The organism is Streptomyces sp. NPDC088252 (assembly GCF_044740965.1).
Lineage (GTDB): Bacteria > Actinomycetota > Actinomycetes > Streptomycetales > Streptomycetaceae > Streptomyces.
In genome coordinates this window covers 91,353-116,478 of the sequence record NZ_JBIURS010000002.1, presented here as the reverse complement: position 1 = coordinate 116,478, position 25,126 = coordinate 91,353, and the positions used below count along the sequence as shown (strand labels likewise).

15 protein-coding genes, 1 tRNA gene and 2 pseudogenes are annotated in these 25,126 nt (G+C 71.4%); 13 read left to right on the top strand and 5 right to left on the bottom strand.

Annotation, left to right across the window (positions count from 1 at the left end; all coding sequences use genetic code 11):
• The first annotated feature begins 36 nt into the window (after nucleotides 1–36).
• From ACIOHC_RS04265 to ACIOHC_RS04225, 9 genes are all read left to right on the top strand, one after another.
• The gene (locus tag ACIOHC_RS04265) at nucleotides 37–2,517 is read left to right on the top strand and encodes a sodium-translocating pyrophosphatase (RefSeq protein WP_365692925.1); all 2,481 of its coding nucleotides are present in this window, start codon (nucleotides 37–39) and stop codon (nucleotides 2,515–2,517) included.
• Nucleotides 2,518–2,890: 373 nt separating this feature from the next.
• Complete coding sequence (locus ACIOHC_RS04260) at nucleotides 2,891–3,514, top strand: small secreted protein (RefSeq protein WP_401841321.1); 624 nt, start codon at nucleotides 2,891–2,893, stop codon at nucleotides 3,512–3,514.
• A 110-nt stretch (nucleotides 3,515–3,624) separates the two neighbouring features.
• A complete protein-coding gene (locus ACIOHC_RS04255) occupies nucleotides 3,625–5,142 on the top strand; it encodes a methyltransferase (RefSeq protein ID WP_401841319.1) in 1,518 nt (505 codons plus the stop codon).
• A 535-nt stretch (nucleotides 5,143–5,677) separates the two neighbouring features.
• The gene (locus ACIOHC_RS04250; RefSeq protein ID WP_351076972.1) at nucleotides 5,678–5,875 is read left to right on the top strand and encodes a hypothetical protein; all 198 of its coding nucleotides are present in this window, start codon (nucleotides 5,678–5,680) and stop codon (nucleotides 5,873–5,875) included.
• Nucleotides 5,876–6,206: 331 nt separating this feature from the next.
• Nucleotides 6,207–9,080: a type I DNA topoisomerase gene (topA, locus tag ACIOHC_RS04245; RefSeq protein ID WP_401841317.1), complete on the top strand. Its 2,874-nt coding sequence runs from the start codon at nucleotides 6,207–6,209 to the stop codon at nucleotides 9,078–9,080.
• A gap of 280 nt (nucleotides 9,081–9,360) precedes the next feature.
• Entirely contained in the window at nucleotides 9,361–12,591 is a 3,231-nt protein-coding gene (gene tmk, locus ACIOHC_RS04240) for a dTMP kinase (RefSeq protein ID WP_365692928.1), read from the top strand.
• 357 nt (nucleotides 12,592–12,948) lie between these two features.
• Entirely contained in the window at nucleotides 12,949–14,154 is a 1,206-nt protein-coding gene (locus tag ACIOHC_RS04235; protein ID WP_401841315.1) for a DNA polymerase III subunit delta', read from the top strand.
• Nucleotides 14,155–14,279: 125 nt separating this feature from the next.
• Nucleotides 14,280–15,824: an alpha/beta hydrolase gene (locus tag ACIOHC_RS04230; RefSeq protein WP_351076962.1), complete on the top strand. Its 1,545-nt coding sequence runs from the start codon at nucleotides 14,280–14,282 to the stop codon at nucleotides 15,822–15,824.
• A gap of 151 nt (nucleotides 15,825–15,975) precedes the next feature.
• A tRNA-Thr gene (locus ACIOHC_RS04225) sits at nucleotides 15,976–16,049 on the top strand.
• A 344-nt stretch (nucleotides 16,050–16,393) separates the two neighbouring features.
• Here ACIOHC_RS04225 and ACIOHC_RS04220 read toward each other — a convergent pair.
• Nucleotides 16,394–16,614 (bottom strand): annotated as a pseudogene (locus ACIOHC_RS04220) (DUF4345 domain-containing protein); the annotation flags it as partial.
• Here ACIOHC_RS04220 and ACIOHC_RS04215 point away from each other — a divergent pair.
• Nucleotides 16,615–16,772: pseudogene (locus ACIOHC_RS04215) on the top strand (TetR/AcrR family transcriptional regulator); the annotation flags it as partial.
• A gap of 150 nt (nucleotides 16,773–16,922) precedes the next feature.
• Here the strand turns inward: ACIOHC_RS04215 and ACIOHC_RS04210 are convergent.
• Complete coding sequence (locus tag ACIOHC_RS04210) at nucleotides 16,923–17,603, bottom strand: phosphotransferase (protein ID WP_401841312.1); 681 nt, start codon at nucleotides 17,601–17,603, stop codon at nucleotides 16,923–16,925.
• A gap of 38 nt (nucleotides 17,604–17,641) precedes the next feature.
• Nucleotides 17,642–18,733, bottom strand: a complete 1,092-nt coding sequence (locus ACIOHC_RS04205; RefSeq protein WP_401841310.1) for a DUF2804 domain-containing protein — start codon at nucleotides 18,731–18,733, stop codon at nucleotides 17,642–17,644.
• A 162-nt stretch (nucleotides 18,734–18,895) separates the two neighbouring features.
• On the opposite strand from ACIOHC_RS04205, the gene ACIOHC_RS04200 reads away from it, so the two are divergent.
• The 3 genes from ACIOHC_RS04200 to ACIOHC_RS04190 all read left to right on the top strand — a co-directional run bounded on the left by ACIOHC_RS04200 (nucleotide 18,896) and on the right by ACIOHC_RS04190 (nucleotide 21,877).
• Complete coding sequence (locus tag ACIOHC_RS04200; RefSeq protein ID WP_401841308.1) at nucleotides 18,896–20,278, top strand: alpha-lytic protease prodomain-containing protein; 1,383 nt, start codon at nucleotides 18,896–18,898, stop codon at nucleotides 20,276–20,278.
• A 218-nt stretch (nucleotides 20,279–20,496) separates the two neighbouring features.
• Nucleotides 20,497–21,339, top strand: coding sequence for a carbohydrate-binding protein (locus ACIOHC_RS04195; protein WP_401841305.1), 843 nt, complete (start codon nucleotides 20,497–20,499; stop codon nucleotides 21,337–21,339).
• 292 nt (nucleotides 21,340–21,631) lie between these two features.
• The gene (locus tag ACIOHC_RS04190) at nucleotides 21,632–21,877 is read left to right on the top strand and encodes a hypothetical protein (RefSeq protein ID WP_351077553.1); all 246 of its coding nucleotides are present in this window, start codon (nucleotides 21,632–21,634) and stop codon (nucleotides 21,875–21,877) included.
• An 11-nt stretch (nucleotides 21,878–21,888) separates the two neighbouring features.
• Here ACIOHC_RS04190 and ACIOHC_RS04185 read toward each other — a convergent pair whose 3' ends face one another.
• Both ACIOHC_RS04185 and ACIOHC_RS04180 read right to left on the bottom strand, forming a co-directional pair.
• Nucleotides 21,889–23,583, bottom strand: a complete 1,695-nt coding sequence (locus ACIOHC_RS04185; RefSeq protein WP_365691796.1) for a bifunctional 3'-5' exonuclease/DNA polymerase — start codon at nucleotides 23,581–23,583, stop codon at nucleotides 21,889–21,891.
• 355 nt (nucleotides 23,584–23,938) lie between these two features.
• Complete coding sequence (locus tag ACIOHC_RS04180; protein WP_401841303.1) at nucleotides 23,939–24,994, bottom strand: type III polyketide synthase; 1,056 nt, start codon at nucleotides 24,992–24,994, stop codon at nucleotides 23,939–23,941.
• Nucleotides 24,995–25,126: the final 132 nt, after the last annotated feature.

The following is a 25,126-nucleotide window of genomic DNA, read 5'->3' as shown; positions in this document are numbered from 1 at the left end:
GTCCACGTCTTGAGCGCTGAGCGTCAAGGAGGACGTATGGCGGAGTTCTTCAACACCCCACTGGCAGGACTGACGCAAGATTCCGCATTTTCCGCACCTTCCGGTTCCGCACCTTCCGGTGTCACACCCTTTGATCGACCCGTGTCGCTCGCGGACGCGGTGCTCACCCATGACAACCGCGTCATCGTGATCGTCATCGCGGTCGTCGCCGTGGCCGCGCTGGTCGTAGCCCGGCTGCTGGTGCGGCAGGTGCTGGCGGCCGGTGAGGGAACCGACCGCATGAAGGAGATCGCGGCCGCCGTCCAGGAAGGCGCGAATGCCTATCTGGCCCGGCAGTTGCGCACCGTGGGCGTCTTCGCGGTCGTGGTCTTCTGCCTGCTTCTGCTGCTTCCGGCCGACAACTGGTCGCAGCGTGCCGGCCGTTCGTTGTTCTTCCTGGTGGGTGCGCTTTTCTCGGCGGCCACCGGATACATCGGCATGCGACTCGCCGTACGGAGTAATGTCCGTGTGGCTGCTGCTGCGCGTGAGGCGACTCCCGCGGAAGGTGAACCCGAAAAGGATCTCACCGCTGTTTCGCACAGAGCGATGAAGATCGCTTTTCGTACCGGCGGCGTGGTCGGCATGATCACCGTGGGTCTCGGCCTGCTCGGCGCTTCCTGCGTCGTCCTCGTCTATGCCGCCGACGCGCCCAAGGTGCTGGAGGGCTTCGGTCTCGGTGCCGCGCTGATTGCCATGTTCATGAGGGTCGGTGGCGGCATCTTCACCAAGGCCGCGGACGTCGGTGCCGACCTGGTCGGCAAGGTGGAGCAGGGCATCCCGGAGGACGACCCGCGCAACGCCGCCACCATCGCCGACAACGTGGGCGACAACGTCGGTGACTGCGCGGGCATGGCGGCCGACCTCTTCGAGTCGTACGCCGTGACCCTCGTCGCCGCGCTCATCCTCGGCAAGGCCGCCTTCGGCGACTCCGGACTGGCCTTCCCGCTGATCGTCCCGGCGATCGGCGTGGTCACCGCGATGATCGGGATCTTCGCGGTCGCCCCGCGGCGTGCCGACCGCAGCGGAATGACCGCCATCAACCGCGGATTCTTCATTTCCGCCGTGATCTCGCTGGTTCTGGTGGCCGTGGCGGTCTTCGTCTATCTGCCGTCCTCGTACGCGGATCTGGGCGGTGTCACCGACAGCGCCATCACCTCGCACGGCGGCGACCCGCGGGTCTTCGCCCTGGTGGCCGTCGCCATCGGCATCGTGCTGGCCGCTCTGATCCAGCAACTGACCGGCTACTTCACCGAGACCAACCGCCGTCCCGTCAGGGACATCGGCAAGTCCTCGCTGACCGGCCCGGCCACCGTCGTACTCGCCGGCATCTCGCTCGGTCTGGAGTCCGCCGTCTACACGGCGCTGCTGATCGGTCTGGGCGTCTACGGGGCGTTCCTGCTCGGCGGCACGTCGATCATGCTGGCGCTCTTCGCGGTGGCCCTCGCCGGGACCGGGCTGCTCACCACCGTCGGTGTCATCGTGGCCATGGACACCTTCGGCCCGGTTTCCGACAACGCGCAGGGCATCGCGGAGATGTCCGGTGACGTCACCGGAGCCGGTGCTCAGGTCCTGACCGACCTGGACGCCGTCGGCAACACCACCAAGGCCATCACCAAGGGCATCGCCATCGCCACCGCCGTCCTGGCGGCCTCGGCGCTGTTCGGCTCGTACCGCGACGCGATCGCCACCGCGGTCGGAGACGTGGGGGCCAAGGCCGGGGAGATGACACTCAGCCTGGACATCTCGCAGCCCAACAATCTGGTGGGTCTGATCCTCGGCGCCGCGGTCGTCTTCCTCTTCTCCGGGCTGGCGATCAACGCGGTGTCCCGGTCCGCCGGGGCCGTGGTCTACGAGGTGCGGCGGCAGTTCCGCGAGCATCCCGGGATCATGGACCACAGCGAGAAGCCGGAGTACGGGCGGGTCGTCGACATCTGCACCAAGGACGCCCTGCGCGAGCTCGCCACGCCGGGCCTGCTCGCGGTCATGGCGCCGATCGCCGTCGGGTTCACGCTCGGTGTCGGGGCGCTCGGTTCGTATCTCGCGGGCGCCATCGGTACCGGCACGCTGATGGCGGTCTTCCTCGCCAACTCCGGCGGCGCGTGGGACAACGCCAAGAAACTCGTCGAGGACGGTCATCATGGCGGCAAGGGCAGCGAGGCCCATGCCGCGACCGTCATCGGTGACACGGTCGGCGACCCGTTCAAGGACACGGCGGGGCCGGCGATCAACCCCTTGCTCAAGGTGATGAACCTGGTCGCGCTGCTCATCGCTCCGGCGGTGGTGCAGTTCAGCTACGGGCACGACGCGAGCGCCGGTGTGCGGGCGCTGGTGGCGGTACTCGCCGCCGCCGTCATCGTCGGAGCGGTCTATGTCTCCAAACGGCGCGGGATCGCCGTGGGGGACGAAGAGGGCCCGAGCGGTGGGGACGGGGGAGGAGGCAGGCCCGCCGAGTCGCCCGACCAGGCAGCCGTTTCGTGAAGCGGCGGCGTGGGGAAGGCTGAGGCGCGTAATCTGCCGTGACCCAACGTCCGGGCGGACGAGGCATTCTGATGCGGCGTCCGCCCGGTGGTCTCTCCGGCGCTCAGCCCTGGCTGTCCGGTGGTGCGCTCGGTTGTCCGTCCGATGGCCCACCTGGCGATCACTCGGTTGTCCGCCCGGTCAATACGCCCGACCGCGCACTTGCTCGCGCACCTGTTCCCATGTCCCGAGGGCTGGGCGGGTGAGTTGTATCTCCCTCATTTCCCTTGGTGCAAATGGCTGCAAATGCTCACTGATCGGACGCCCGGCACCCGGATGGAGTGCGCCCGACGTGTAAGTTCCGGGGCCGAGAGTCTTGGAAGGGACCGATCCGGTGAACAAGAAGCTTGCGGCCGCGCTGTCCGGCGGTGCGGTACTGGTACTTACGCTGTCGGGCTGCAGCAGCGACGACAAGAGCAACAAGGTGAACGACTGGGCGAAGACGGTCTGCGACCAGGTCAAGCCCCAACTGCAGAAGATCGCGAACGCCAACGCCGCCATCCAGCAGCAGACCGCCGACAACAGCAAGCCCGCCGATGTCCAGAGGACCGACTCGGCCGCCTTCCAGCAGATCTCGCAGGCGTACAAGGCACTCGGCGCGGCTGTCGACTCGGCGGGAGCGCCGCCGGTCGACGGCGGCGAGACCACGCAGAAGGAGGCCGTGAAGGAGCTCAACGCCTCCTCCGCGGCGTACGCGAACCTGCAGAAGAAGGTCGATGCCCTCGACACGAAGGACCAGGCGAAGTTCGCCGACGGCCTCAAGGGCATCGCGGACGAGCTGAACAAGATCAGCACCAGCGGTGACGAGGCGCTGAAGAAGCTTCAGTCCGGTGAGGTCGGCGCCGCGATGGCGAAGCAGAAGGGCTGCCAGAAGCCGACGGCCTCGGTGCCGCCGAACGCCGGCTCCCAGGAGTCGGAGTCCCCGTCGCCGTCCACCTCGCCCGGCAAGAAGTCGTGACCGCCCGGTCGCGGCGGTCGTAGTCGACGCAGCCGTTGCACGCACGGCCCGGCGCCCCCGGCGGGCGCCGGGCCGCTGCCGTTGTCAGTGGGAACGGCCACAATGGGTGGGTGAGTACGACCTGTCTCCCCGCGCCCGACCGTTCGCCCCGGCTCCGCGAAGCCCTGCTCGCCGCCGCCTTCACCGCCGACGGGCTCCTCGATCTGCTCGGTGCGCCCGCCTACGCCGCGCTCGCCCGCGGCGAGACGGTGCCGGCGCTGCGCGCCACCCGGGGCGACTCCCCGCTCGACACCCTGGTGAGGATCTTCCTGCTCCAGCACCCCGTCCCGTACGAGCGGGCCCGTGCCGCGCTCCCACTGGCCGAGTGCATCGAGGACGGCTGGGTGACCCACACCGCCGACGGCGAGGTGCGGGCCACGGTCGACGTCCGGCCGTACGGCGGGCCCGAGGGACAGGACTGGTACATCGTCTCCGACCTGGGCTGCGCGGTCGGCGGCGCGGGCGGCATCGGTTCGCGGGAGGAGGGCGTGGTGCTCGGCGTCGGAGGGGCGTCCACCACACTCGCCGGGATCACCGTCCGTACGCCTGTCGCCTCCGCCCTCGATGTCGGTACGGGCTCCGGCATCCAGGCGCTGCACGCCTCGCAGCACGCCACCCGGGTCACGGCCACCGACCTCAACCCGCGCGCGCTGGATTTCACCCGACTGACGCTCGCCCTGTCCGGCGCCCCGGCGGCCGAGTTGCGTCTGGGATCCCTGTACGAGCCGGTCGGCGCGGAGACGTACGACCTGATCGTCTCCAACCCGCCGTTCGTCATCTCGCCCGGAGCCCGTCTCACCTACCGCGACGGCGGCATGGGCGGCGACGACCTGTGCCGGACCCTGGTACAGCAGTCGGGCGACCGGCTGAACGAAGGCGGATACGCCCACTTCCTCGCCAACTGGCAGCACGTCGAGGGCGAGGAGTGGCAGAGCCGGCTGAGTTCCTGGGTACCGCACGGCTGCGACGCCTGGATCGTCCAGCGTGAGGTCCAGGACCTCACGCAGTACGCGGAGTTGTGGCTGCGCGACAGCGGCGACCACCGCACGGATCCCGCCGAGTACGCCGAGCGGTACGACGCCTGGCTGGACGAGTTCGAGGCCCGCAAGACCAAGGGCGTCGGCTTCGGCTGGATCACCTTGCGGAAGTCCGCCGCGGCGGCGGCCGGGAACCCCTCGGTCGTGATCGAGGAATGGCCGCACGCCGTGGAGCAGCCGCTGGGACCGGCGGTCCAGGCCCACTTCGCCCGTCAGGACTACCTCCGCGAACAGGACGACGCGGCGCTCCTGGCCGGGCATTTCACTCTCGCCGCCGAGGTCGTGCAGGAACAGGTCGGACTGCCGGGCGCGGAGGACCCGGAGCACGTGGTGCTCCGTCAGAACCGCGGCATGCGGCGTGCGACGAAGGTCGATGCCGTCGGCGCGGGCTTCGCGGGAGTGTGCGACGGGACACTGCCGGCGGGCCGGATCCTGGACGCGATCGCCCAGTTGATGAACGAGGACCCGGTGCTGCTGCGCGACCGCACCCCGCAGGCGATCCGGCTGCTGGTCGAGGAAGGCTTCCTGGAGCCGGTGGCGCCGGTGAGCTGACGTTGCCGGTGGGCCGGAGCGGCCAGGTGAGCTGATGGCGAGGCCGTGCTCCCGGGGCCCGGGAGGGGCGAGCGGCTGCCGCGTTCGCCTTCGTTCCGGGACGCGGACGCGGACGCCGGGCACGATTCCCGGGTCGGCCCCGGGGACAGTACAGGGGCCGATCATCAAGCTCCCCCCTCCGGCTCCGGGCAATGGTCTCCGGGCCCGCCGGCCGTCCCCGGCACCGGGCTCCGGCATTCGGCTCCGTTCCGGTTCGGGTGCGTGCCGCCCGACGTAAGGAGCGACCTTGCCATCAGTGTCTTTTCGCTCACCGCCGGGGCTCGCCGTGAGAGGCCGCTGATTCCGGTTGGCCCTCGGCCCGGAGGTGTCCCGGGGTGGCGGTTCCGCGCTTCCTCGCGGCCGGGACCGGTGGATCCGGGATGCGTGAATCCGGCCATTCACCCGGGGTTCGCGTCCACGACGCCCCGGGGTGGCAGCCTCCCCCTGACCGGACGGCACAGGCCCCGGCCGGACAGGGACAGGAAGGCGTACGGGCATGGAGAGCGGACCTGCGGTCTTCGCCGGAACGGCGTTCGCGCTGTTCGGTGCCGCGCTGCTGCTGTGGACGGGGTCGCGCGTGCTCCACCGCGCGCCGGTGGCGCAGGGTGTGAGCCCCATCGCTTCCGCCACTCTCGCCACTGTGTTCGGCGTACTCTTTCTCGTCCTCGGTGTGTGGTGCTTCACCCGCATCTGATCCACCCCCCCCCAGGGCCCGGCCGGGAGTCGAGGGGCCCGGTGGGCCGCGCCGGGGAACACGCCCGGACCGACCGCTCTTCACCACCTGTGCCCGCGCCGCCGTCACAGCGACCAGAAACCCGCAGGCAGCGACCGTGCGCGCGGTGGGCCGGGTGGTCCGGGCGGCAGGAATGGCGGAAGTCGGGTTACCGTTCGAGTGGCCGTTGCGGGCTTTTGCCGTTTGACACGGGGGCGGGTTGTACCGTCACACTCCGCAGCGACGGCACCGTCGGCAGCGTCATGGCGCTGCCCGGATGCCCACTGAGTGTCGACCGGAGAGAAGAGCGAAGTTGTCCCCGACCAGCGAGACCGCACAGGGCGGCCGCCGACTCGTCATCGTCGAGTCGCCTGCCAAGGCGAAGACGATCAAGGGCTACCTCGGCCCCGGATACGTCGTCGAGGCGAGCGTCGGGCACATCCGCGACCTGCCGAACGGCGCCGCCGAGGTCCCCGACGAGTACACCGGCGAGGTCCGTCGGCTCGGCGTCGACGTCGAGCATGACTTCCAGCCCGTCTACGTCGTCAACGCGGACAAGAAGGCGCAGGTCAGGAAGCTCAAGCAGCTGCTCGCCGAGTCCGACGAACTCTTCCTGGCCACCGATGAGGACCGCGAGGGCGAAGCCATCGCGTGGCACCTGCAGGAAGTTCTGAAGCCCAAGGTTCCGGTCCACCGGATGGTCTTCCACGAGATCACCAAGGACGCGATCCGGGAGGCCGTCGCCAATCCGCGCGAGCTCAACCAGCGCATGGTCGACGCCCAGGAGACCCGCCGTATCCTCGACCGGCTCTACGGCTACGAGGTCTCGCCGGTCCTGTGGAAGAAGGTCATGCCGCGGCTGTCGGCCGGCCGCGTCCAGTCCGTCGCGACCCGTCTCGTCGTCGAGCGGGAGCGTGAGCGCATCGCCTTCCGTTCCGCCGAGTACTGGGACCTGACCGGCACGTTCGGCACCGGCCGCGCCGGTGACGCCTCCGATCCGTCGACGCTCGCCGCCCGCCTCAGCGCGGTCGACGGCCGCCGCGTCGCCCAGGGCCGTGACTTCGGTCCGGACGGGCAGCTGAAGTCCGGTGCCGGCCAGGTGCTGCACCTGGACGAGACGAACGCCCGTGCCCTGGCCGCCGCGCTCGCCGACGCCACGTTCGCCGTGCGGTCCGTCGAGTCGAAGCCGTACCGCCGCTCCCCCTACGCCCCGTTCCGTACGACGACGCTCCAGCAGGAGGCGAGCCGGAAGTTGGGCTTCGGTGCCAAGGCCACCATGCAGGTCGCGCAGAAGTTGTACGAGAACGGCTTCATCACCTACATGCGTACGGACTCCACGACCCTCTCGGACACCGCGGTCTCCGCGGCGCGGGCACAGGTCACGCAGCTGTACGGCGCCGACTACCTGCCGGACAAGCCGCGCACGTACGCCGGGAAGGTCAAGAACGCTCAGGAGGCGCACGAGGCGATCCGCCCCTCTGGGGACCGCTTCCGTACCCCGGCCGAGACCGGTCTCAGCGGCGACCAGTTCCGGCTCTACGAGCTGATCTGGAAGCGGACCGTCGCCTCCCAGATGAAGGACGCGGTCGGCAACTCCGTCACCGTCAAGATCGGCGGCCGGGCGAGTGACGGCCGCGACGCCGAGTTCTCCGCGTCCGGCAAGACGATCACCTTCCACGGCTTCATGAAGGCCTACGTGGAAGGCGCGGACGACCCGAACGCCGAGCTCGACGACCGTGAGCGGCGCCTCCCGCAGGTCGCCGAGGGCGACGCGCTCTCCGCCGAGGAGATCTCGGTCGACGGGCACGCCACCAAGCCGCCGGCCCGTTACACCGAGGCCTCGCTGGTCAAGGAGCTCGAAGAGCGCGAGATCGGCCGCCCGTCGACGTACGCCTCGATCATCGGCACGATCCTGGACCGCGGCTACGTCTTCAAGAAGGGCACGGCGCTCGTCCCGTCCTTCCTCTCCTTCGCCGTGGTCAACCTGCTGGAGAAGCACTTCGGCCGACTCGTCGACTACGACTTCACCGCGAAGATGGAGGACGACCTCGACCGCATCGCGCGGGGCGAGGCCCAGTCCGTGCCGTGGCTGAAGCGCTTCTACTTCGGTGCGGGTGGCGACGACACGGCGGGAGCGGGCGCGGCCTCCGACGCGGGCAACGGCGACGGCGACCACCTCGGCGGACTGAAGGAGCTCGTCACCGACCTCGGCGCGATCGACGCGCGCGAGATCTCCTCCTTCCCCGTCGGCAACGAGATCAAGCTCCGGGTCGGTCGTTACGGTCCGTACATCGAGCGCGGCGAGAAGGACTCCGAGGGACACCAGCGCGCGGACGTGCCGGAGGACCTGGCACCCGACGAGCTGTCCGTCGAGTACGCGGAGGAACTGCTGGCCAAGCCGAGCGGCGACTTCGAGCTCGGTGCGGACCCGATCACCGGGCACCAGATCATCGCGAAGGACGGGCGTTACGGCCCGTACGTCACCGAGGTGCTGCCCGAGGGCACCCCGAAGACCGGCAAGAACGCGGTGAAGCCGAGGACGGCCTCGCTCTTCAAGTCCATGTCGCTGGACACGGTGACGCTGGCCGACGCGCTCAAGCTGATGTCGCTGCCGCGTGTCGTCGGCGAGGACGCCGACGGCGTGGAGATCACCGCGCAGAACGGCCGCTACGGCCCGTATCTGAAGAAGGGCACGGACTCGCGTTCGCTGACCTCCGAGGAACAGCTCTTCGACATCACCCTCGACGAGGCCCTCGCGATCTATGCCCAGCCCAAGCAGCGGGGTCGCGCCGCCGCCAAGCCGCCGCTGAAGGAGCTGGGCACCGACCCGGTGAGCGGGGCTCCGGTCGTGGTCAAGGACGGGCGCTTCGGTGCGTACGTCACCGACGGGGAGACCAACGCGACGCTCCGGACCGGTGACAGCGTCGAGACCATCACGCCGGAGCGCGGCTACGAGCTGCTCGCCGAGAAGCGCGCCAAGGGGCCCGCCAAGAAGAAGACGGCGAAGAAGGCTCCGGCCAAGAAGGCGACCGCGAAGAAGACGGTGGCCAAGAAGACCACGGCGGCGGCCAAGAAGACGGCGGCGAAGAAGACCACGGCGAAGAAGACGACCACCGCGAAGAAGACGACGGCCGCCAAGAAGGCGACCGCGACGAAGAAGGCGGCCTCGGCGTCCGTGGAGGACTGACCGTACGAGCGGTCCGATCGCCGGAGGGGCTGGGTCTTCCAGCCCCTCCGGCGTTTGTGCGCCGGAAGTGTGCGCGAGGAGCGGAGTCCGTGCGGCGGGGCCCGTTCCGGTCCGGGAGGGGGACGGGGTGCCGGGCCCGGCACCCCGTCCCTCGGGAGCCGAAGGGGACCACAGGGGCAGGGCACGGTTCCTCGGTCGTCGGGGGGCCGGAGCGCCCTCGGGCGCCCATATGTTCGGGCGTGGCCTCCGGGGACCCCGCCGCTCCGGATAGGCTGGGCGGATGACGCGAGCCGAGCAGCCAACGGTCGTGAGCCCCACCTCCGACACACTTGCCGCAGACTCACGCGAGCGCGCCGTACGAGCCCTGTTGCGTGTTCCCCCGCTGAAGCGGTTGTGGAGCGCCCAGCTCGTCGGTGGTATCGGCGATGCACTCGCCCTTCTCGTGCTGGTGTTGATGTCGCTGCAAGCGGCGGTCCTTGAGGGCTCATTCGGAGCTGGGTACCGAGGGGCGGCGTTCGCCGTCGCCGCGGTGTTCGGTGCCCGGATCCTTGCCACCCTGCTCTTCGGAGCCGTACTCCTGGGGCCGCTGACGACGCTCACCGCGCCAGGAGGACCGCTGGACCGGCGGTGGCTGATGATCGGCACGGACGGGCTGCGGCTCGGGCTGCTGGTCGTCGCGCCGCTGTGGATCGACTGGATGCCCGACAAGGCACTCATGATGATCCTGATCACCGTCTTCGTCGTCGGTGCGAGCGAACGCCTGTGGACGGTCGCCAAGGACGGCGCGGCCCCGGCGCTGCTGCCCGCCCCGCCCCCCGAGGGTGCCGCGGTACGTCCCCTGCCCGACCACCTGGACGCGTTGCGCCGGCTCTCCCTCCGTACCGACTTCGCCGCCGTCCCGGCCGCCGCGGCCGTCCTGCTGATCGCCACGCTCATCGGCAACCTGCTGGGCTCGGGCCTGGAGTGGTTCTCGCTCCACCAGGCGGCCCTCGGCTCGTACGTCGCGGCAGGGCTCTTCTCGGCCTCCATCTCGACCCTGTACTTCCTGGAGCTGCCCGGTTCGCAGACCCCCCGCCCGCGTTCGCCGCTGGAGGGCCTGCGCCGGCCGTCGACCGGCAGCGGTCCCGACAAGGGCCGCACCGGAGCCGTACCGCTGATCGTCGGCGCCTCGGCCGCGGTCGCCGGAGCGATCGCCGCCGCCGCTGCCGTGGCCGTACTGCACGCCGCCGAGCTGGGCGGCGGACCCGCCGCCTTCGCCCTGCTGGTCCTCGGACTGACCGGCGCCACCGGGGTCGGCATCCGTACCGCCGGGAAGGTGCTGCCCGCGCTGTCGCGGCGCAGGCTGCTCGCCCTGGCCATCGCCGTCACCGGTGTCGCGCTCCTCGCCATGGGTCTCGTTCCGGACACGGCCACCGTGCTCATGATCGCGGTGCTCGCCGGTTACGCGGCGGGCGTCGCCGCCCACACCGGTCATGTCCTGGTCGACCAGGAGACCGAGGAGTTCCGCCGGGCCAGGACCACGGAACACCTCCAGGCCGTCGTACGGGTCCTCATCGCACTCGGCGCGCTCGCGGGGCCGCTGCTGGCCGCGGCAATCGGCACCCACCGGCTGACCTCCGGAGGCTTCGTCTTCGCCCACGGCGGAGCGGCCTTCGCCCTGATGCTGATCGGCGCCCTGCTGCTGCCCGTCGCCGTGATCGTCCTCGCCAGGACGGACGACCGTTCCGGCGTGCCGCTGCGCCGCGACCTGCGTGAGGCGCTGCGCGGCGGCGACCCGGCCGTCGCCCCCGCCCCGACCGGATTCTTCCTCGCCCTGGAGGGTGGCGACGGCGCCGGCAAGTCCACCCAGGTCGAGGCGCTCGCCGATTGGATCCGCGCCAAGGGCCACGAGGTCGTCGTCACCCGCGAGCCGGGCGCGACCCCGGTCGGCAAGCGGCTGCGCTCGATCCTGCTCGACGTGTCGTCGGCCGGGCTCTCCAACCGGGCCGAGGCACTGCTGTACGCCGCCGACCGCGCCGAGCACGTCGATTCGGTCGTCCGTCCGGCGCTGGAGCGTGGCGCGATCGTCATCTCCGACCGCTACATCGACTCGTCCGTCGCCTACCAGGGCGCGGGCCGTGATCTCTCCCCGACCGAGATCGCCCGGATCTCGCGCTGGGCGACGAGCGGACTCGTACCGCATCTGACGGTGCTGCTGGACGTCGACCCGGAGACCGCGCGCGAACGGTTCACCGAGGCGCCCGACCGGCTGGAGTCCGAGCCGCCCGAGTTCCACGCCCGGGTGCGGTCCGGTTTCCTGACGCTGGCCGCCGCCGACCCGACCCGCTACCTGGTGGTGGACGCGGGTCAGGATCCGGAAGCGATCACCACGGTCGTACGCCACCGGCTCGACCAGCTCCTTCCGCTCTCCGAAGCCGAGATCAAGGCCCAGGAGGAGGCGCGCAGGGCGGCCGAGGAGGAGGCCCGGCGCAAGGCCGAGGAGGAAGCGGCCCGCAAGGCCGAGGAGGAGCGGCTGGAGCGCGAGCGGCAGGAACAGCTCGCCAAGCTCCGTGCCGAGGAGGAGGAGCGCAAGCGCCGCGAGCTGGAGGAGGCGCGTCGGCGCGAGGAGGAACGCCAGGCCGAGGAAGCCAGGCAGCGCGCCGAGGAGGCCCGGCGCAAGGCCGAGGAGGAGCGGGTCAGGCTGGAGGCCGAGGAGGCGGCCCGCGAGGCCGAGCAGGCCCGGCTGCGCAGGCAGGCCGAGGAGGAGGCCCGGCTGCGCAAGGAGGCCGAGGCACGGCGGCTGGAGAAGCAGCGCAAGGCCGAGGAGGCACTGCTGCGGTCCGAGGCGGCCCGTCGGCAGGCCGAGGCCGACGCGGCGGCCGCCGCGGAGGCGGCGCGCGCCGAGGCTGCCGCGGCGGCAGCCGTACCGGACAACGAGATCACGGTGCCGACGCCGATCGTCAGCCCGAACGACGTGACACAGCCGGTGCCTTCGCCGGTCACCCCGACCGCGCCGTCCGACGAGGCCGAAACGGCGATGATCCCGAAGATCCACGACCGGTCGGAGCGGTCCGACCGGCCGGATCGGGCCGACTCCTCCGAGCAGCGGTCCGACCGGCCTGGCGCCGCTGGTGCCGCGGACGAGACGGCGGTGCTTCCTCCGGTTCGGGACACCCGGGACAGCCGGGACAGCCGTGGCGCTTGGAACGCTCGGGACGCGAATCCGTCGGACCGGGTTCCGCGGGGCATCTTCCGTGACGAGCGTCCGGCGGGCGCCGCGCCGGAGCGCGAGAACGAGCGCACGCGCGAGCTTCCGCAGATGGGCGACCCGGGCGCGGGCACCCCGCAGCCGGTGCGGGACCACTGGGACGGTCAGGAGGGCCAGGAGCGTCGGGGCCGGCGTCCTCGTCCCGACTGGGCCGAGGAGACTCCGCTGGACGATCTGCCCACGCTGGCGGACGAACTGCTCGGCGACCACCGCGACGACGAGGGCTCGGGTCCCTCGGGCCGGGGACGCCGACCGCGCCGCTGATCCGCGACGGCTGCCGGGCGGGTCCGACGATCCCGGCAGCCGGGCAGCCGGGCAGCCGTGCTGCCGGGATTGTCAGACCCGTCCCTCACAATGGGAAGACGGATCGGGAGTTCGGATGAGGGTGCCGGATCCGGGATCCGGACCGGAAGCCGGATCCGAATGCGAGGGAAGCGGGTTGTGGGCCGGGCAAGCGGGGCCTGGGCCGGTGATGCGGGACCGGGGCCGGGCAAGCGGGACCCGGTCGGGTACGCCGGATCCGGGCAGGGAACGCCGGATCGGCGAGCAGTGACATCACAGCCGCGCAGCCGCGTCGTACGACAGCCGTGCGGCCGCACACCACCGGAAGGGCGATGACCCATGACCGTATGGGACGACCTGGTCGGCCAGGACCGGGTGCAGGAGCAGCTCGGTGCCGCCGCTCGGGACGCCGATGCGCTGGTCACCGCCGACGCTGCGGGGGAGCCGGTGCCGCCGGGGTCGAAGATGACCCATGCCTGGTTGTTCACCGGGCCACCTGGTTCCGGCTGTTCCACGGCCGCCCGAGCCTTCGCCGCCGCACTCCAGTGCACCAGCCCCGACCGCGCTCTGGGGGGCGCACCGGGCTGCGGCTTCTGCGACGGCTGTCACACCAGCCTCATCGGTACGCACGCCGATGTCGAGGTGGTCCGTACGGATCTGCTCTCGATCGGGGTGAAGGAGACCCGCGAGCTGGTCCGCCGCGCCCAGCTCTCCCCGGCCGTCGGCCGCTGGCAGGTCATCGTCCTGGAGGACGCCGACCGGCTCACCGAAGGCGCGGCGAACGTCCTGCTGAAGGCGGTCGAGGAGCCCGCGCCGCGCACGGTGTGGCTGCTCTGCGCACCCTCTCTCGAGGACGTGCTGCCCACGATTCGTTCCCGCTGCCGTCATCTCACGCTGCGCACGCCCCCGGTCGACGCGGTCGCCGATGTGCTGATCAGGCGTGACGGCATCGATCCGGAGCGGGCCGCGTCCGCCGCCCGTGCCACCCAGGGCCACATCGGCAGGGCCCGCCGCCTCGCCACCGACGAGAGAGCCCGTTCCCGCCGGGCCGCCGTACTCAAGCTCCCGCTGCGGGTCGAGGACATCGGGGGCTGTCTCAAGGCCGCCCAGGAGCTGATCGACACCGCCACCGATGACGCCAAGCAGGTCGCGGAGGAGGTCGACGCCAAGGAGACGGAGGAGATGAAGGCCGCGCTCGGCGCAGTCGCCGGGGGACGGATGCCGCGCGGCACGGCTGGGGTGATGAAGGAGTTGGAGGACAGGCAGAAGCGCCGCAGGACCCGTACGCAGCGTGACAGTCTCGATCTCGCGCTCACCGACCTGACCGGCTTCTACCGCGATGTGCTGGCCATCCAGCTGGGCTCGCGGATCGCCATCGCCAACGCGGACGCACAGGACGCCCTCGACCGCATCGCCCGCTCGTCCACGCCCGAACGCACCCTGCGCCGGATAGAGGCGGTGATCGCCTGCCGTCGGGCGCTGGACCGCAATGTGGCGCCACTGCTCGCGGTGGAGGCGATGACGATGGTCCTGCGCGCGGGCTGACGCCACTCGGGCCGCCGCTCATCACCACGGCCCGGCGCTGCTCGTCGTCATCACCGCTTGTCGCCGCTTTCACCCGTACGGGCGGAGAATCGGGCGAGCCGCCGAACGGCGACTACGCTCCGGGGATGGACACCAGGCGCCCGTTCCGCATCTTCGCCATCGCGCTCGGCACTGCCGGCCTCACTGCCGGCCTCCTCATCTCCGGCTGCAGCAGCGGAAGTTCGACGAACGCCTCACCGTCCTCGTCCTCGCTGTCCGTCCCCGCCGCGCTCAAGGCGTACTACGCGCAACAACTGAACTGGCGGGACTGCGGCGTCGGGGGATTCCAGTGCACGACGATGAGGGCGCCGCTGGACTACGCCAAGCCGGACGGCGGCGACATCGAACTGGCCGTCTCCCGGGTGAAGGCCACCGGGCCCGGCGAGCGGATCGGCTCCCTCCTGGTGAATCCGGGTGGCCCAGGCGGCTCGGCCATCGGCTATCTGCAGGATTACGCGGGGATCGGCTACCCCGCCCAGGTCCGGGCCCGCTACGACATGGTCGCCATCGACCCACGCGGAGTGGCCCGCAGCGAGCCCGTCGAGTGCCTCACCGGTCCGCAGATGGACGCCTACACCCAGGTCGACCAGACCCCGGACGACGCCGCCGAGGTCGAGCGGCTGAGCGCCGCCTACCAGCAGTTCGCGAGCGGCTGCGAGCGGCACTCCGGTAAGATCCTTCCGCATGTCTCCACGGTCGAGGCGGCCCGCGACATGGACGTGCTGCGGTCCCTGCTCGGCGACGAGAAGCTGCACTACGTCGGGGCGTCGTACGGTACGTATCTCGGCGCGACGTACGCCGAGCTGTTCCCCGCCCGGGTCGGCCGCCTGGTCCTGGACGGCGCGATGGACCCGTCTCTCTCGTCTCTCGACGTCAACCGTGATCAGACCGCGGGCTTCGAGACCGCGTTCCAGTCCTTCGCCGCCGACTGTGTGAAGAAGGCGGGCTGCCCGCTCGGCACCACCTCCACCGCCGACGCGGCCGTCCGCCTCGAGCGGCTCTTCGCGGGCCTCGATGCCAGGCCCGTCCCCACCGGTGGCTCCCGCGCGCTCACCGAATCCCTCGCCACCACGGGGGTCATCGCCGCCATGTACGACGAGTCGGCCTGGCCCCAGCTCCGCGACGCCCTCGCCGGCGCCGAGAAGGGTGACGGCTCCGGCCTGCTCTCCCTGGCGGACGGCTACTACGAACGCGAACCGAACGGCACGTACGCGAATCTGATGTCCGCCAACACGGCCGTGAACTGCCTGGACCTGCCGCCCGCCTTCGCCGACGCCGATGCCGCCGCACGGGCACTTCCGAGCTTCGAGAAGTCGTCCCCGGTCTTCGGCAGGACCTTCACCTGGGCAGCACTGAACTGCGCCCACTGGCCGGTCCGGCCCACCGGCACCCCCCACCGCATCGAGGCGAAGGGCGCGGCCCCGATCGTCGTGGTCGGCACCACCCGCGACCCGGCCACTCCGTACAAGTGGGCCCAGTCCCTGGCCGGTCAGCTCTCCTCCGGCACGCTCCTCACCTACCGCGGTGACGGCCACACGGCGTACGGCCGAGGCAGCGACTGCATCGACACGGCGATCAACACGTACCTCCTGGACGGCACCCCGCCGGCCGACGGCAAGCAGTGCTCCTGAGCCCGCCCGACGTACCGCCGACCGACCGCCGGCCCTGGCTGCCTCATTGCTGACCTGCGAGAACGGCCCGCAGCCGGGCTGGTACGGAGCACCCCCGGAAACTGTGTAGACTTGGCGACGCTGCTGATCGCACCATGGTGCGACAGGGCGTGCCGCCTTAGCTCAGTTGGCCAGAGCAACGCACTCGTAATGCGTAGGTCTCGGGTTCGAATCCCGAAGGCGGCTCAGAAGAACCCCAGGTCACATAGCCCGTGACCTGGGGTTTTATCGTGTTCGGGGTATGACGGAACGGATCGGGGAACCCGTGAACCGCGAACCCGCCATGACGCGCGCCTCGGTGAGGGAATCGGGCCGGTCCGGCCGGCGGGGCTGGTGGAGTGGCCGGTGGCGAGTGGGCGCTGTCGGATGGTTGGTGTCGGGCGGAGGTCGGCAGTCGCGGCGTTCCGGCAGCGGTGCATGGCGGCCGGGAGGGTGGAACGGGGGCGTCGCCCGGTCCTGTGCCCGGGACACCGCGTGCGGCAGAGTCTTCGGCCCTGTGCCCGGGACACCGGGTGCGGCAGCGTCTTCGACGCCGCCCGTTCATCCGCGTCCGCCAGCCAGAAGTACACAGGCGGCAGGGCGAGTTCGATCGCGGCCAGGACCAGCTGGAACGAGTCCGGCCGCCCTGCCACGGCGAGCGACGGCAGACGGCTGAGTCCACCCAGCAGGAAGACGCCCGACAGCCACCGCACCGCGCGGTGCCGTTGATCGGTGTGCGGCGGGCGGCCCACAGCCAGGCCAGGCCGTACCCAGGAACGCCGTCCTCGCCGCGAACCGGGTCCTCGCCGGCGCCCCTGTCATCCAGACGATCATGACAACAGCCGCACCGAGCTGCGCGATGTCTGCATCGGCGCCGTGCTGGGCGCGATCCGTCCCCTGCTCGCGGTCGACCCCGCATCCGACTGGCCGCGCTCAGAGGGGGCGGCCTCGGTGTCGGTGTCGTCCGCCCCGGAATCGCGAAACCCCGGGCCGGATCCGTGCCGATGCCTCGGGAGGATCAGCCCCACCGGTACGAGCGGCCGAAGGCGGTTCGGACGGGCCGGGGCGCGGTGTGTCGGTTCACCGCGTCAGCTCGGTGATCAGTGACGTGGCCCGGTCGATGAGTGCCACCTCGTGCGCGCTCATCGTCGGGTTGGCGGCGCGCAGGATGGCGGCTTCGGCGAGGTGGTGGGCGGGTATGCCGCCGGAGGCGGAGAGTTGCGGGATCAGGGCTTCCAGCAGTGCGCGGGCACCCGCCGACGCGGGGGACCGGGGATCGACCGCGACCTGGGCGAGGATCAGGGACGACATGGCCCGGTCGGCGGCCGGTGCGCCCTCCCTGGTGTTGCTCCAGTCGATCACCACCGGGCCCCGGGGCGTCAGCATCACGTTGTCCGGGTGCAGGTCGAGATGGAGGATCCGGTCCCCGGGGTGCGGGGAGAGCCGGGCCGGGACGGTGTGCAGTTCGGCGAGGAGAGCGGTCAGCATGGCGCCGGCCTCGGCCGCGGAGAGGTCCCCGGACAGCAGCGACCGCAGCATCGTCGGACCGGTCAGCCGCTGCAGCATCAGGTCGCAGGGAGCCGTTTCGGCGTCGCGGGGGCCGAGCCGGGGCACCGGGTAGCCGTGGGCGCTGAGGTAGGACATGACCGTCCACTCATGAGTGGCGTCCGTTCCGTCGCGGTAACGGCGCAGGACCCAATTCTCGTCGAACGCGTACACGTCCGCGGACCGTCCGGTACCCAGAAGCTCACCTATTCGCATGGGGTGAACCTATGGGTCCCGGCGGCGGTGAGGGGAGATCACCAGCGCATATGGACGTCCTCGGCCCAGCCGAGGAGCTGATCCACGGCGATCTCGCGGCCCTCGTCGTCCCGGACGAGGCCGGTGTAGTGGCCGAAGCACTGGTCGGTGCGGTTGGCGATCGGACCGGCGTCGGTGCGGGTGGAGCGGTTGTGGAAAGGGGTGAACGTCAGGTCCACCGCAGGCCGTTCGCCCGCGGATGTGATGGTCCACGGGGCCATGAAGTCGGTGGGCGACCAGCGCCACTCCAACTCGTCGCCGATCTTGGTGAGTCGGCCGTCCATGCAGATCGCGTTCTCGGTCGCGCCGGTGCCCCGGGTCCAGCTGCCGCCGAACTGCAGACCCACCGTGTGGCCGCCCGTGCGCCCCGAGGCGGCTCCCCAGTTCCAGTCGACCGAGCGCGGCCAGCGCCCCCGGCCGTGGTCGAGCACGGCCCAGGCGTCCTCACCGAACTCCAGGACCCTGCCGCCGATCCGGACCGTACCGGAGGCGGGGCGGGCCGTGTGCTTCGACGTGTACTGGAAGCGGCGTCCGCTCCACGGCACGACGACGGACAACGTCTCGTGGCCGACGGGCAGAGCGGCGAAGAGGTCGACCTCCACGGTCTCCACGGCCTCTTCGCCACCCCGCGTGCCCCTGGCGCCCTGCGGTGGGCGCGGTGTCAGGCACCGGGCCCGCAACCGGGTGCCCCCGTCCTTCCCACGGATCTCGATCCTGACCTTGCCGCCGGTGGGGCGCTGCGGACCGACCACCACGGCGGGTGAGCCGACCGTGCCCGCGATCACCTCCGGGAGACGGACGCCGCGCCCGCCGGGAACGATCGAGGTGCGCTCGAACTCGCGCCCTTCCGGCCCGAATTCCAGTACGTACACCGTGTTCAGGGCCAGGAAGTCGAGGTCGCTCACCGTCAGGGCGACGAGATGGGTCGGGGTGGTCACGCACCAGTACTCCCAGCGCTTGGTCCGCCCCCAGCCCCGAAGATTCGCGCGGTGCAGCGGCTGCCTGGACCAGCCGCGGGCCGCCGGGTTCAGCCGGCCGTCCGGCAGGCACAGGTCGACGGGCTCGGTGATCTCGTGTTCATGCGTGGCCATGCGCGGAGCCTAAGGGCTGCCCCGTCACCCCGGCGGAACAGCCGTCGGTGCCGCCGCTCAAGGGGCCCCATAACGCGAAGTGAGGGGGAGAACGGGATCTCCTGAGGGTGACGTGTACGCGGCTACGTTGGCGGCAATTCCCCCGAAGTCAAGGAGAGTTCCGTGGAGAGAACCATCCTCCGCAGACGTGCCCTGGCCGCGTGTACCGCCACCGTGGCCGTCGGTGTACTCGCGCTGGCCGGCCTGACCGGCAGCGCGTCCGCCGATCCCGCTCCCCACCTCCCCACCCCCACCGTCGCGGGCGCCGAACAGCTCTCGCCCGGTCTGCTGAAGGCCATGCGCAGCGATCTCGGACTGACCGCCTCCGAGGCGCGCGACAGGATCGGCAACGAGTCCCGGGCCGCGGCCGTCGCCGCCGGGCTGCGGCACTCCCTCGGCGCGGACTTCGCCGGGGCCCGGGTGAGCGGTGACGGCGCCGCACTGACCGTCGCCACCACCGACGCCGCGGACACCGCCCGGATCCGCCGGGCCGGTGCCCAGCCCGTCGTCGTCGAGCACAGCCTGGCCGAACTCGACGCCGCGAAGGCCGCGTTGGACCGGGTCGCGCTGCGCAGGGCCCCGGAGGACATACCCGCCTGGTACGTCGACGTGGCCACCAATCGCGTGGTCGTGGAGGCCGCCCGCGCCTCGGCCGCCGATGCCTTCCTCGCCGCGGCGGATGTGCCGCACGGGGTGGTGACGGTGAGCCGGTCGGCCGAACAGCCCCGTACCTTCACGGATCTGCGGGGTGGTGACGCCTACTACATGAACGGCTCCGGGCGCTGCTCCATCGGCTTTCCCGTGAAGCGCGGCAACGGCCAGTCCGGTTTTGTCAGCGCCGGTCACTGCGGCACACCCGGGGTCAGCACCAGCGGCTACAACCAGCAGGCCCAGGGCTCCTTCCAGGGCTCCACCTTCCCCGGCCGCGACCACTCCTGGGTCGCCACCGACACCAACCGGACGCCTCGCGCCCTGGTCAACGGGTACGGCAACGGCGATGTGACGGTCACCGGATCCACCGAGGCGCTGGAGGGTTCGTCGGTCTGCCGCTCGGGCTCGACGACCGGCTGGCACTGCGGAACGGTGCAGCAGCGCAACACCAGCGTCACCTACCAGGAGGGCACCGTCTCCGGAGTCACCCGCACCAATGTGTGCGCCGAACCCGGCGACTCCGGCGGCTCGTTCATCTCCGGCAGTCAGGCGCAGGGCGTCACGTCCGGCGGATCCGGCAACTGCTCCCAGGGCGGTACGACGTACTTCCAGCCGGTGAACCCGGCGCTCCAGGCGTACGGACTCACCCTGGTCACCAGTGGCACCCCGACCGATCCGCCCACCGATCCGACGGACCCGCCGACCGACCCGGGCGGCAGCTGGGCGGCGGGGACCACGTACGCGGCGGGCGACGTCGTGACCTACGGCTCCGGCAGTTACCGCTGCCTGCAGGCGCACTTGGCGCAGCCCGGCTGGACGCCGCCGAACGTGCCGGCGCTCTGGCAGCAGTTGTAGGGCCTGTCGTCCGGATCGCGACGCGCTCGCACGCCCCGGCAGAACGGTGGCACCGATCCGGCCCGATCCGAACGGAAGGCCCGGCCCCGGCGGCCCTGGGCGAGGCCGCCGCCGAATACCGCGCCTGCCCGGCTCACGCTCCGGCCTCCCGGCCGGGCGGCGCGCACCCCGCTCCGCTCCGTGTCATGCACGTGCCCTTCCCCCCCGAGGAATCAGCCATGACCCCAGAAGCGACCGAAGGTTCCGGCGACGACCGCCGGATCAGCCGTAAGACCCTCCTCAGGGCCGCACTCGTCGTCGGTACCGTCCCGCTGCTCGCCGGGGGTGGCGTCGCGCTGGCCCGCGATGCCGGTACCGGGGGCCGGCCCCTGGCCCCCACTCCGAACTGCGACGACGGCGACGGACCGACCCACGAGCAGATCGAGGGTCCCTACTTCAAGCCCAACTTCCCGCTCCGTACGGGCCTGGTGACCGGCAGCACGCCCGGTGTCCGGCTGACCGTCAGCGGATACGTCTTCGGGCGGGCCTGCAAGCCCATCCCCGGAGTGCTCCTCGACTTCTGGCAGGCCGACACCAACGGCGCGTACGACATGAGCGGATACGCGTTCCGCGGCCACCAGTTCACCGATCAGTCGGGGGCCTTCGCCCTGACCACGATCGTGCCGGGGCTGTACCCGGGCCGGACGCGGCACATCCATGTCAAGGCCCAGGCTCCCGGTTCGGGGATCCTGACCACCCAGCTGTACTTCCCCGACGAGCCGCGCAACAACACGGACACCATCTTCGACCCGGCACTCCTCATGAACGTCCGGGCCGTCGGCTCCGCCAAGGAAGGGACCTTCGACTTCGTCCTCGATGTCGCCCAGGGCCCGACCGATCCGACCGATCCGCCCACCGATCCGCCGACCGACCCGCCCGGATCCACCTGGGTGGCCGGAACGCTCTACAACGCGGGAGACCGCGTCACGTACGGCGGGGTCGCGTACCGCTGTCTGCAGGCGCACTCGGCCATGACCGGCTGGGAACCGCCGAACGTCCCCGCGCTGTGGGAACGCGGTTAGACACGCAGCACGGCAAAAGCGCACCACCGCTGCGCGGGTGTGCCCCGGGGCTTCCCTCGTGGGGCGCACGCCGCGCCTGGTCCGGGCCGGAGCTTCTCATCCGGTCCGGACCCTTCCGCTTCCGTGGGAGGACACGGGCGCGGACACGGACCAGGAGGACAGGGGCGCGGGCACGGGCGCGGCTGCTCCGTCCGGCCGACGAGCGTCCGTCCGGGCGCGGAGTAGCCTGGACATGTACGGCTCCCGATGAGCCGCTTTCGTCGGCCTGCGCATCGAAGGGGGCCGGTATCGCATGAACACCCTGGTCACCGTGGTGGTCGTCCTGGCGATGATCGCGATCGCGGCGTTCGTCATCCATCGGCTCAATGCCCGGCATCGTCATCAGCATCTGCGTCCCGCGCACTACGACCACGGGCTGGCCGGTTTCGGTGAACAGACCGCTCCGGGCGCCCGGCCCGCGCCGGGTCCCGATGTGCGGCCGGGCACGGGTGAACAACGGGGGAGCGGGGAGTCCGGCACGCCCGGCTCCGGTGCGTGAGCGGGGGCGGGCTACTTCGCATCCGAATAGCGCTCCACCACCGCCGTGGTGAACGGAAAGCGCACCGGCGTGTCGCCGAAGACGGTCCGCCCGGCGGTGTCACCGGCCGACCGGATCGCCTCCACGACCGCCTCGGCCTCCTCCTGCGGACAGTGCACGATCACCTCGTCGTGCTGGAAGAAGACCAGCTCGGCCCGGAGCCCGGCGGAACGGAGCGAGTGGCGGAGGGCGGCGAGGAGCAGCAGCGCCCAGTCCGCCGCGCTGCCCTGCACCACGAAGTTACGGGTGAAGCGGCCCCGTGCGCGGGCATGGGACGATGCGTACCCCGGCGTGAACCCACCGTCGCCGGACGGCTGTTCGGCGCTCTCCTGTGGAATGCCGGCCTCGTCGTCGTCACCGCTCCCGGCCGCGGGGGGACTGGTCCGGCCCAGATACGTCCGTACGAGGCGCCCCTCCTCGCCCGCTTTCGCGGCGTCGTCGACATAGGCCACGGCCAGCGGGAATCTTCGGCGCAGGGCGGCCAGATTCTTCAGGCCGTCGCCCGAGGTCTGGCCGTAGATCGCGCCCAGCAGGGCGAGCTTGGCGTGGTCCCGGTCGCCGTGGAAGGCCCGGTCCGACAGCGCCGTGTAGAGATCGCCGTCATGGCCCGCCACCTCCATCAGGCCGCGGTCGCGGGAGATCGCGGCCAGGACCCTGGGTTCCATCTGGTCGGCGTCCGCCACCACCAGGCGCCAGCCCTCGTCGGCGACGACCGCCTGCCGTATCACCTTGGGGATCTGCAGCGCCCCTCCGCCGTTGGTCGTCCAGCGCCCGCTGACCGAGCCGCCCGGCTGGTACTCGGGGCGGAAACGCCCGTCGCGCACCCAGTCCTGGAGCCAGCTCCAGCCGTGTGCCGTCCAGATCCGGTACAGCTTCTTGTACCGGATGAGGGGCTCCACCGCGGGATGGTCCAGCTCTTCCAGCTCCCAGCGCCGGGTGGACTTCACCTTGATGCCGGCCTGTGCGAAGGCCTTCACGACGTCGGCGGGGAGGTCGGGGCGGACCCGTCTGCCGAAGGCGGCCGACACCTCGTCGGCCAGCTCGGCCAGCCTGCGGGGCTCGCCGCCGCCCGCGTAGCGCTCGCCGAGCAGTTCCTGGAGCACCTCCCGGTGGACGTCGGCGCGCCAGGGGAGGCCGGAACGGTTCATCTCGGCGGCGACCAGCATGCCGGCCGATTCGGCGGCCGTCAGCAGGCGCATCCGGCCCGGGTGCGCCGTGGCGTCATGGCGGCGGAGCTGGTCGGCATAGACCTGGAGCAGGTCGTCGAACGGCAGGCCGGTGCCGGACCGCGGCTCGAAGAGGGAGGACTGCGAACCGGGCTCGGCGGAGCGCGGCGGCGGATCGGGGGGCACGGGGGCGCCGTGCAGACGGGCGTGGGCGGCGGCCGCGGAGCGGGGTTCGCCGAGACGGCCCTCATGGGCGAGGAGGAGGGATTCGGCGACCTCGATGTCGTAACAGCGGGCCACGGGGACGCCCGCCGCGAGCAGGCGTGGGTAGATCTCGGCAGTGGACCGCCAGACCCAGCGCGTGATCTCCGGGCGGGAGCGGACGGCCTCCACGAGGTCCGCCTCGGTCAGGACCGGGGCGGTGGGCAGGCCGGTGGAGTCCAGCGGGGCGAGCAGGGCGCCGCCGGTCTCCGTGGCGGCCAGAGCCCAACGTTCGGTCATGTGGTCGAGTCTGGCACTTGGCACTGACACGGGGGCGGTGGCCCGGGGCGGGGCCGGGGTGGCGCGAGGCGGCGGGAGGCCGGGAACGGGGTGGGGTGCGCGCGGGGCGGGACCTCGCGCGGCGCGGGGCGGTGGCGACGGGCGGGACCTCGCGCGGCGCGGGGCGGTGGCGACGGGCGGGACCTCGCGCGGCGCGGGGCGGTGGCGACGGGCGGGACCTCGCGCGGCGCGGTGCGGACCGTCGTGCGAGGTTCCGCCCCGCCCGGTCCTGCCCTGCCGCTCCCCGGAACCGGGGTCCGTCCCCGGAGCCCGTCCCGGGATCCCCCGGGTCCTCGCAGGCCGGGCGGGCCGTGGCCTAATCGGAGCCCGTCGTCCAGGTTCCCAGGGAGATTTCGGCGGTGATGCCGGGGCCGAAGCCGGCCATCAGTCCGCGGTGGCCGTCGAGGGCCGAAGCCTCGTCGAACATTCGGCCGAGGGCGTCGAGCACCACCGCGCTGGCTATGTTGCCGTACTCGGTGAGCGTGGCCCGGCTGAAGCGGAACGCTTCGGGCGGCACGTCGAGGAAGCGGCTCAGATCGTCCAGGATGCGCGGGCCGCCCGCGTGGATGATGTAGAAGTCCAGCTTTCCGGCGTTCCACTGGTGTTCCTCCGCCACGGCGTTCAGGGCCGGAGCGAGGGGCTCCATGGTTCCGGGAACGCGCTTGTCGAGCTGGAAGTGGAACCCGGTGGAACGGACCGCGTAGGAGATCCAGTCCTCGGTGTCCGGAATGATGAACGAGCCGTTGCGCTCCAGGCGGACCCCGGTGCCTCCATGGCCTCGCAGGACGACGGCGGCTATGCCGTCGCCGAACAGGCCGTTGGACAGCAGGGATCCGACACCCAGGTCGGTGGGCTGGTAGCACAGGGAGCAGAACTCGCAGGCGACGACCAGCACATTGGCGTCCGGGTAGGCCCTGCAGAAGTCATGGGCCCGGTTGACGGCCGCACCGCCCGCGGCGCAGCCGAGTTGGGCGATCGGCAGCTGGCGCGTCTGAGGCCGGAAGCCCATCTCTCCGATGAGCCACGATGTCGGTGGCGGCATCATGAAGCCGGTGCAGGAGACGTAAACGATCAAGTCGATCTGCCGCGGCTCCAGTTCGGCCTGGTCGAGTGCCTGGCGCACCACCGCCGGCACCCGGGCCTTGGTGTGCTTCTCGTACGTGATGCTGCGGGCGTCGAAGCCCGGGTGCTGCAGCACCTTCTCGATGGGCTGGATCAGGTGCCGTTTCTGCACCCCGGTGTGTTCGATGAGCCGAAGCACCAGGTCGATCTGCGGATGGTCGCCGTGCAACCGTCGTGCCAGCTCAAGGGTTTCCTCGTTGGTGATGACGTACTCGGGAACCGCGATGGCCGGCTTGCAGAGAACCGCCATGGAACTCCTCCTAGCGGACTTGGTCCACGCCGCCGGGCCCGGGACGGTCACGGGGGTGTCCGCCCGCGACGCGGGAACGGCCACCACGGCCCCGTACACGCGGCGCGGGACAGGGCTTCGGTGGATTCCTGC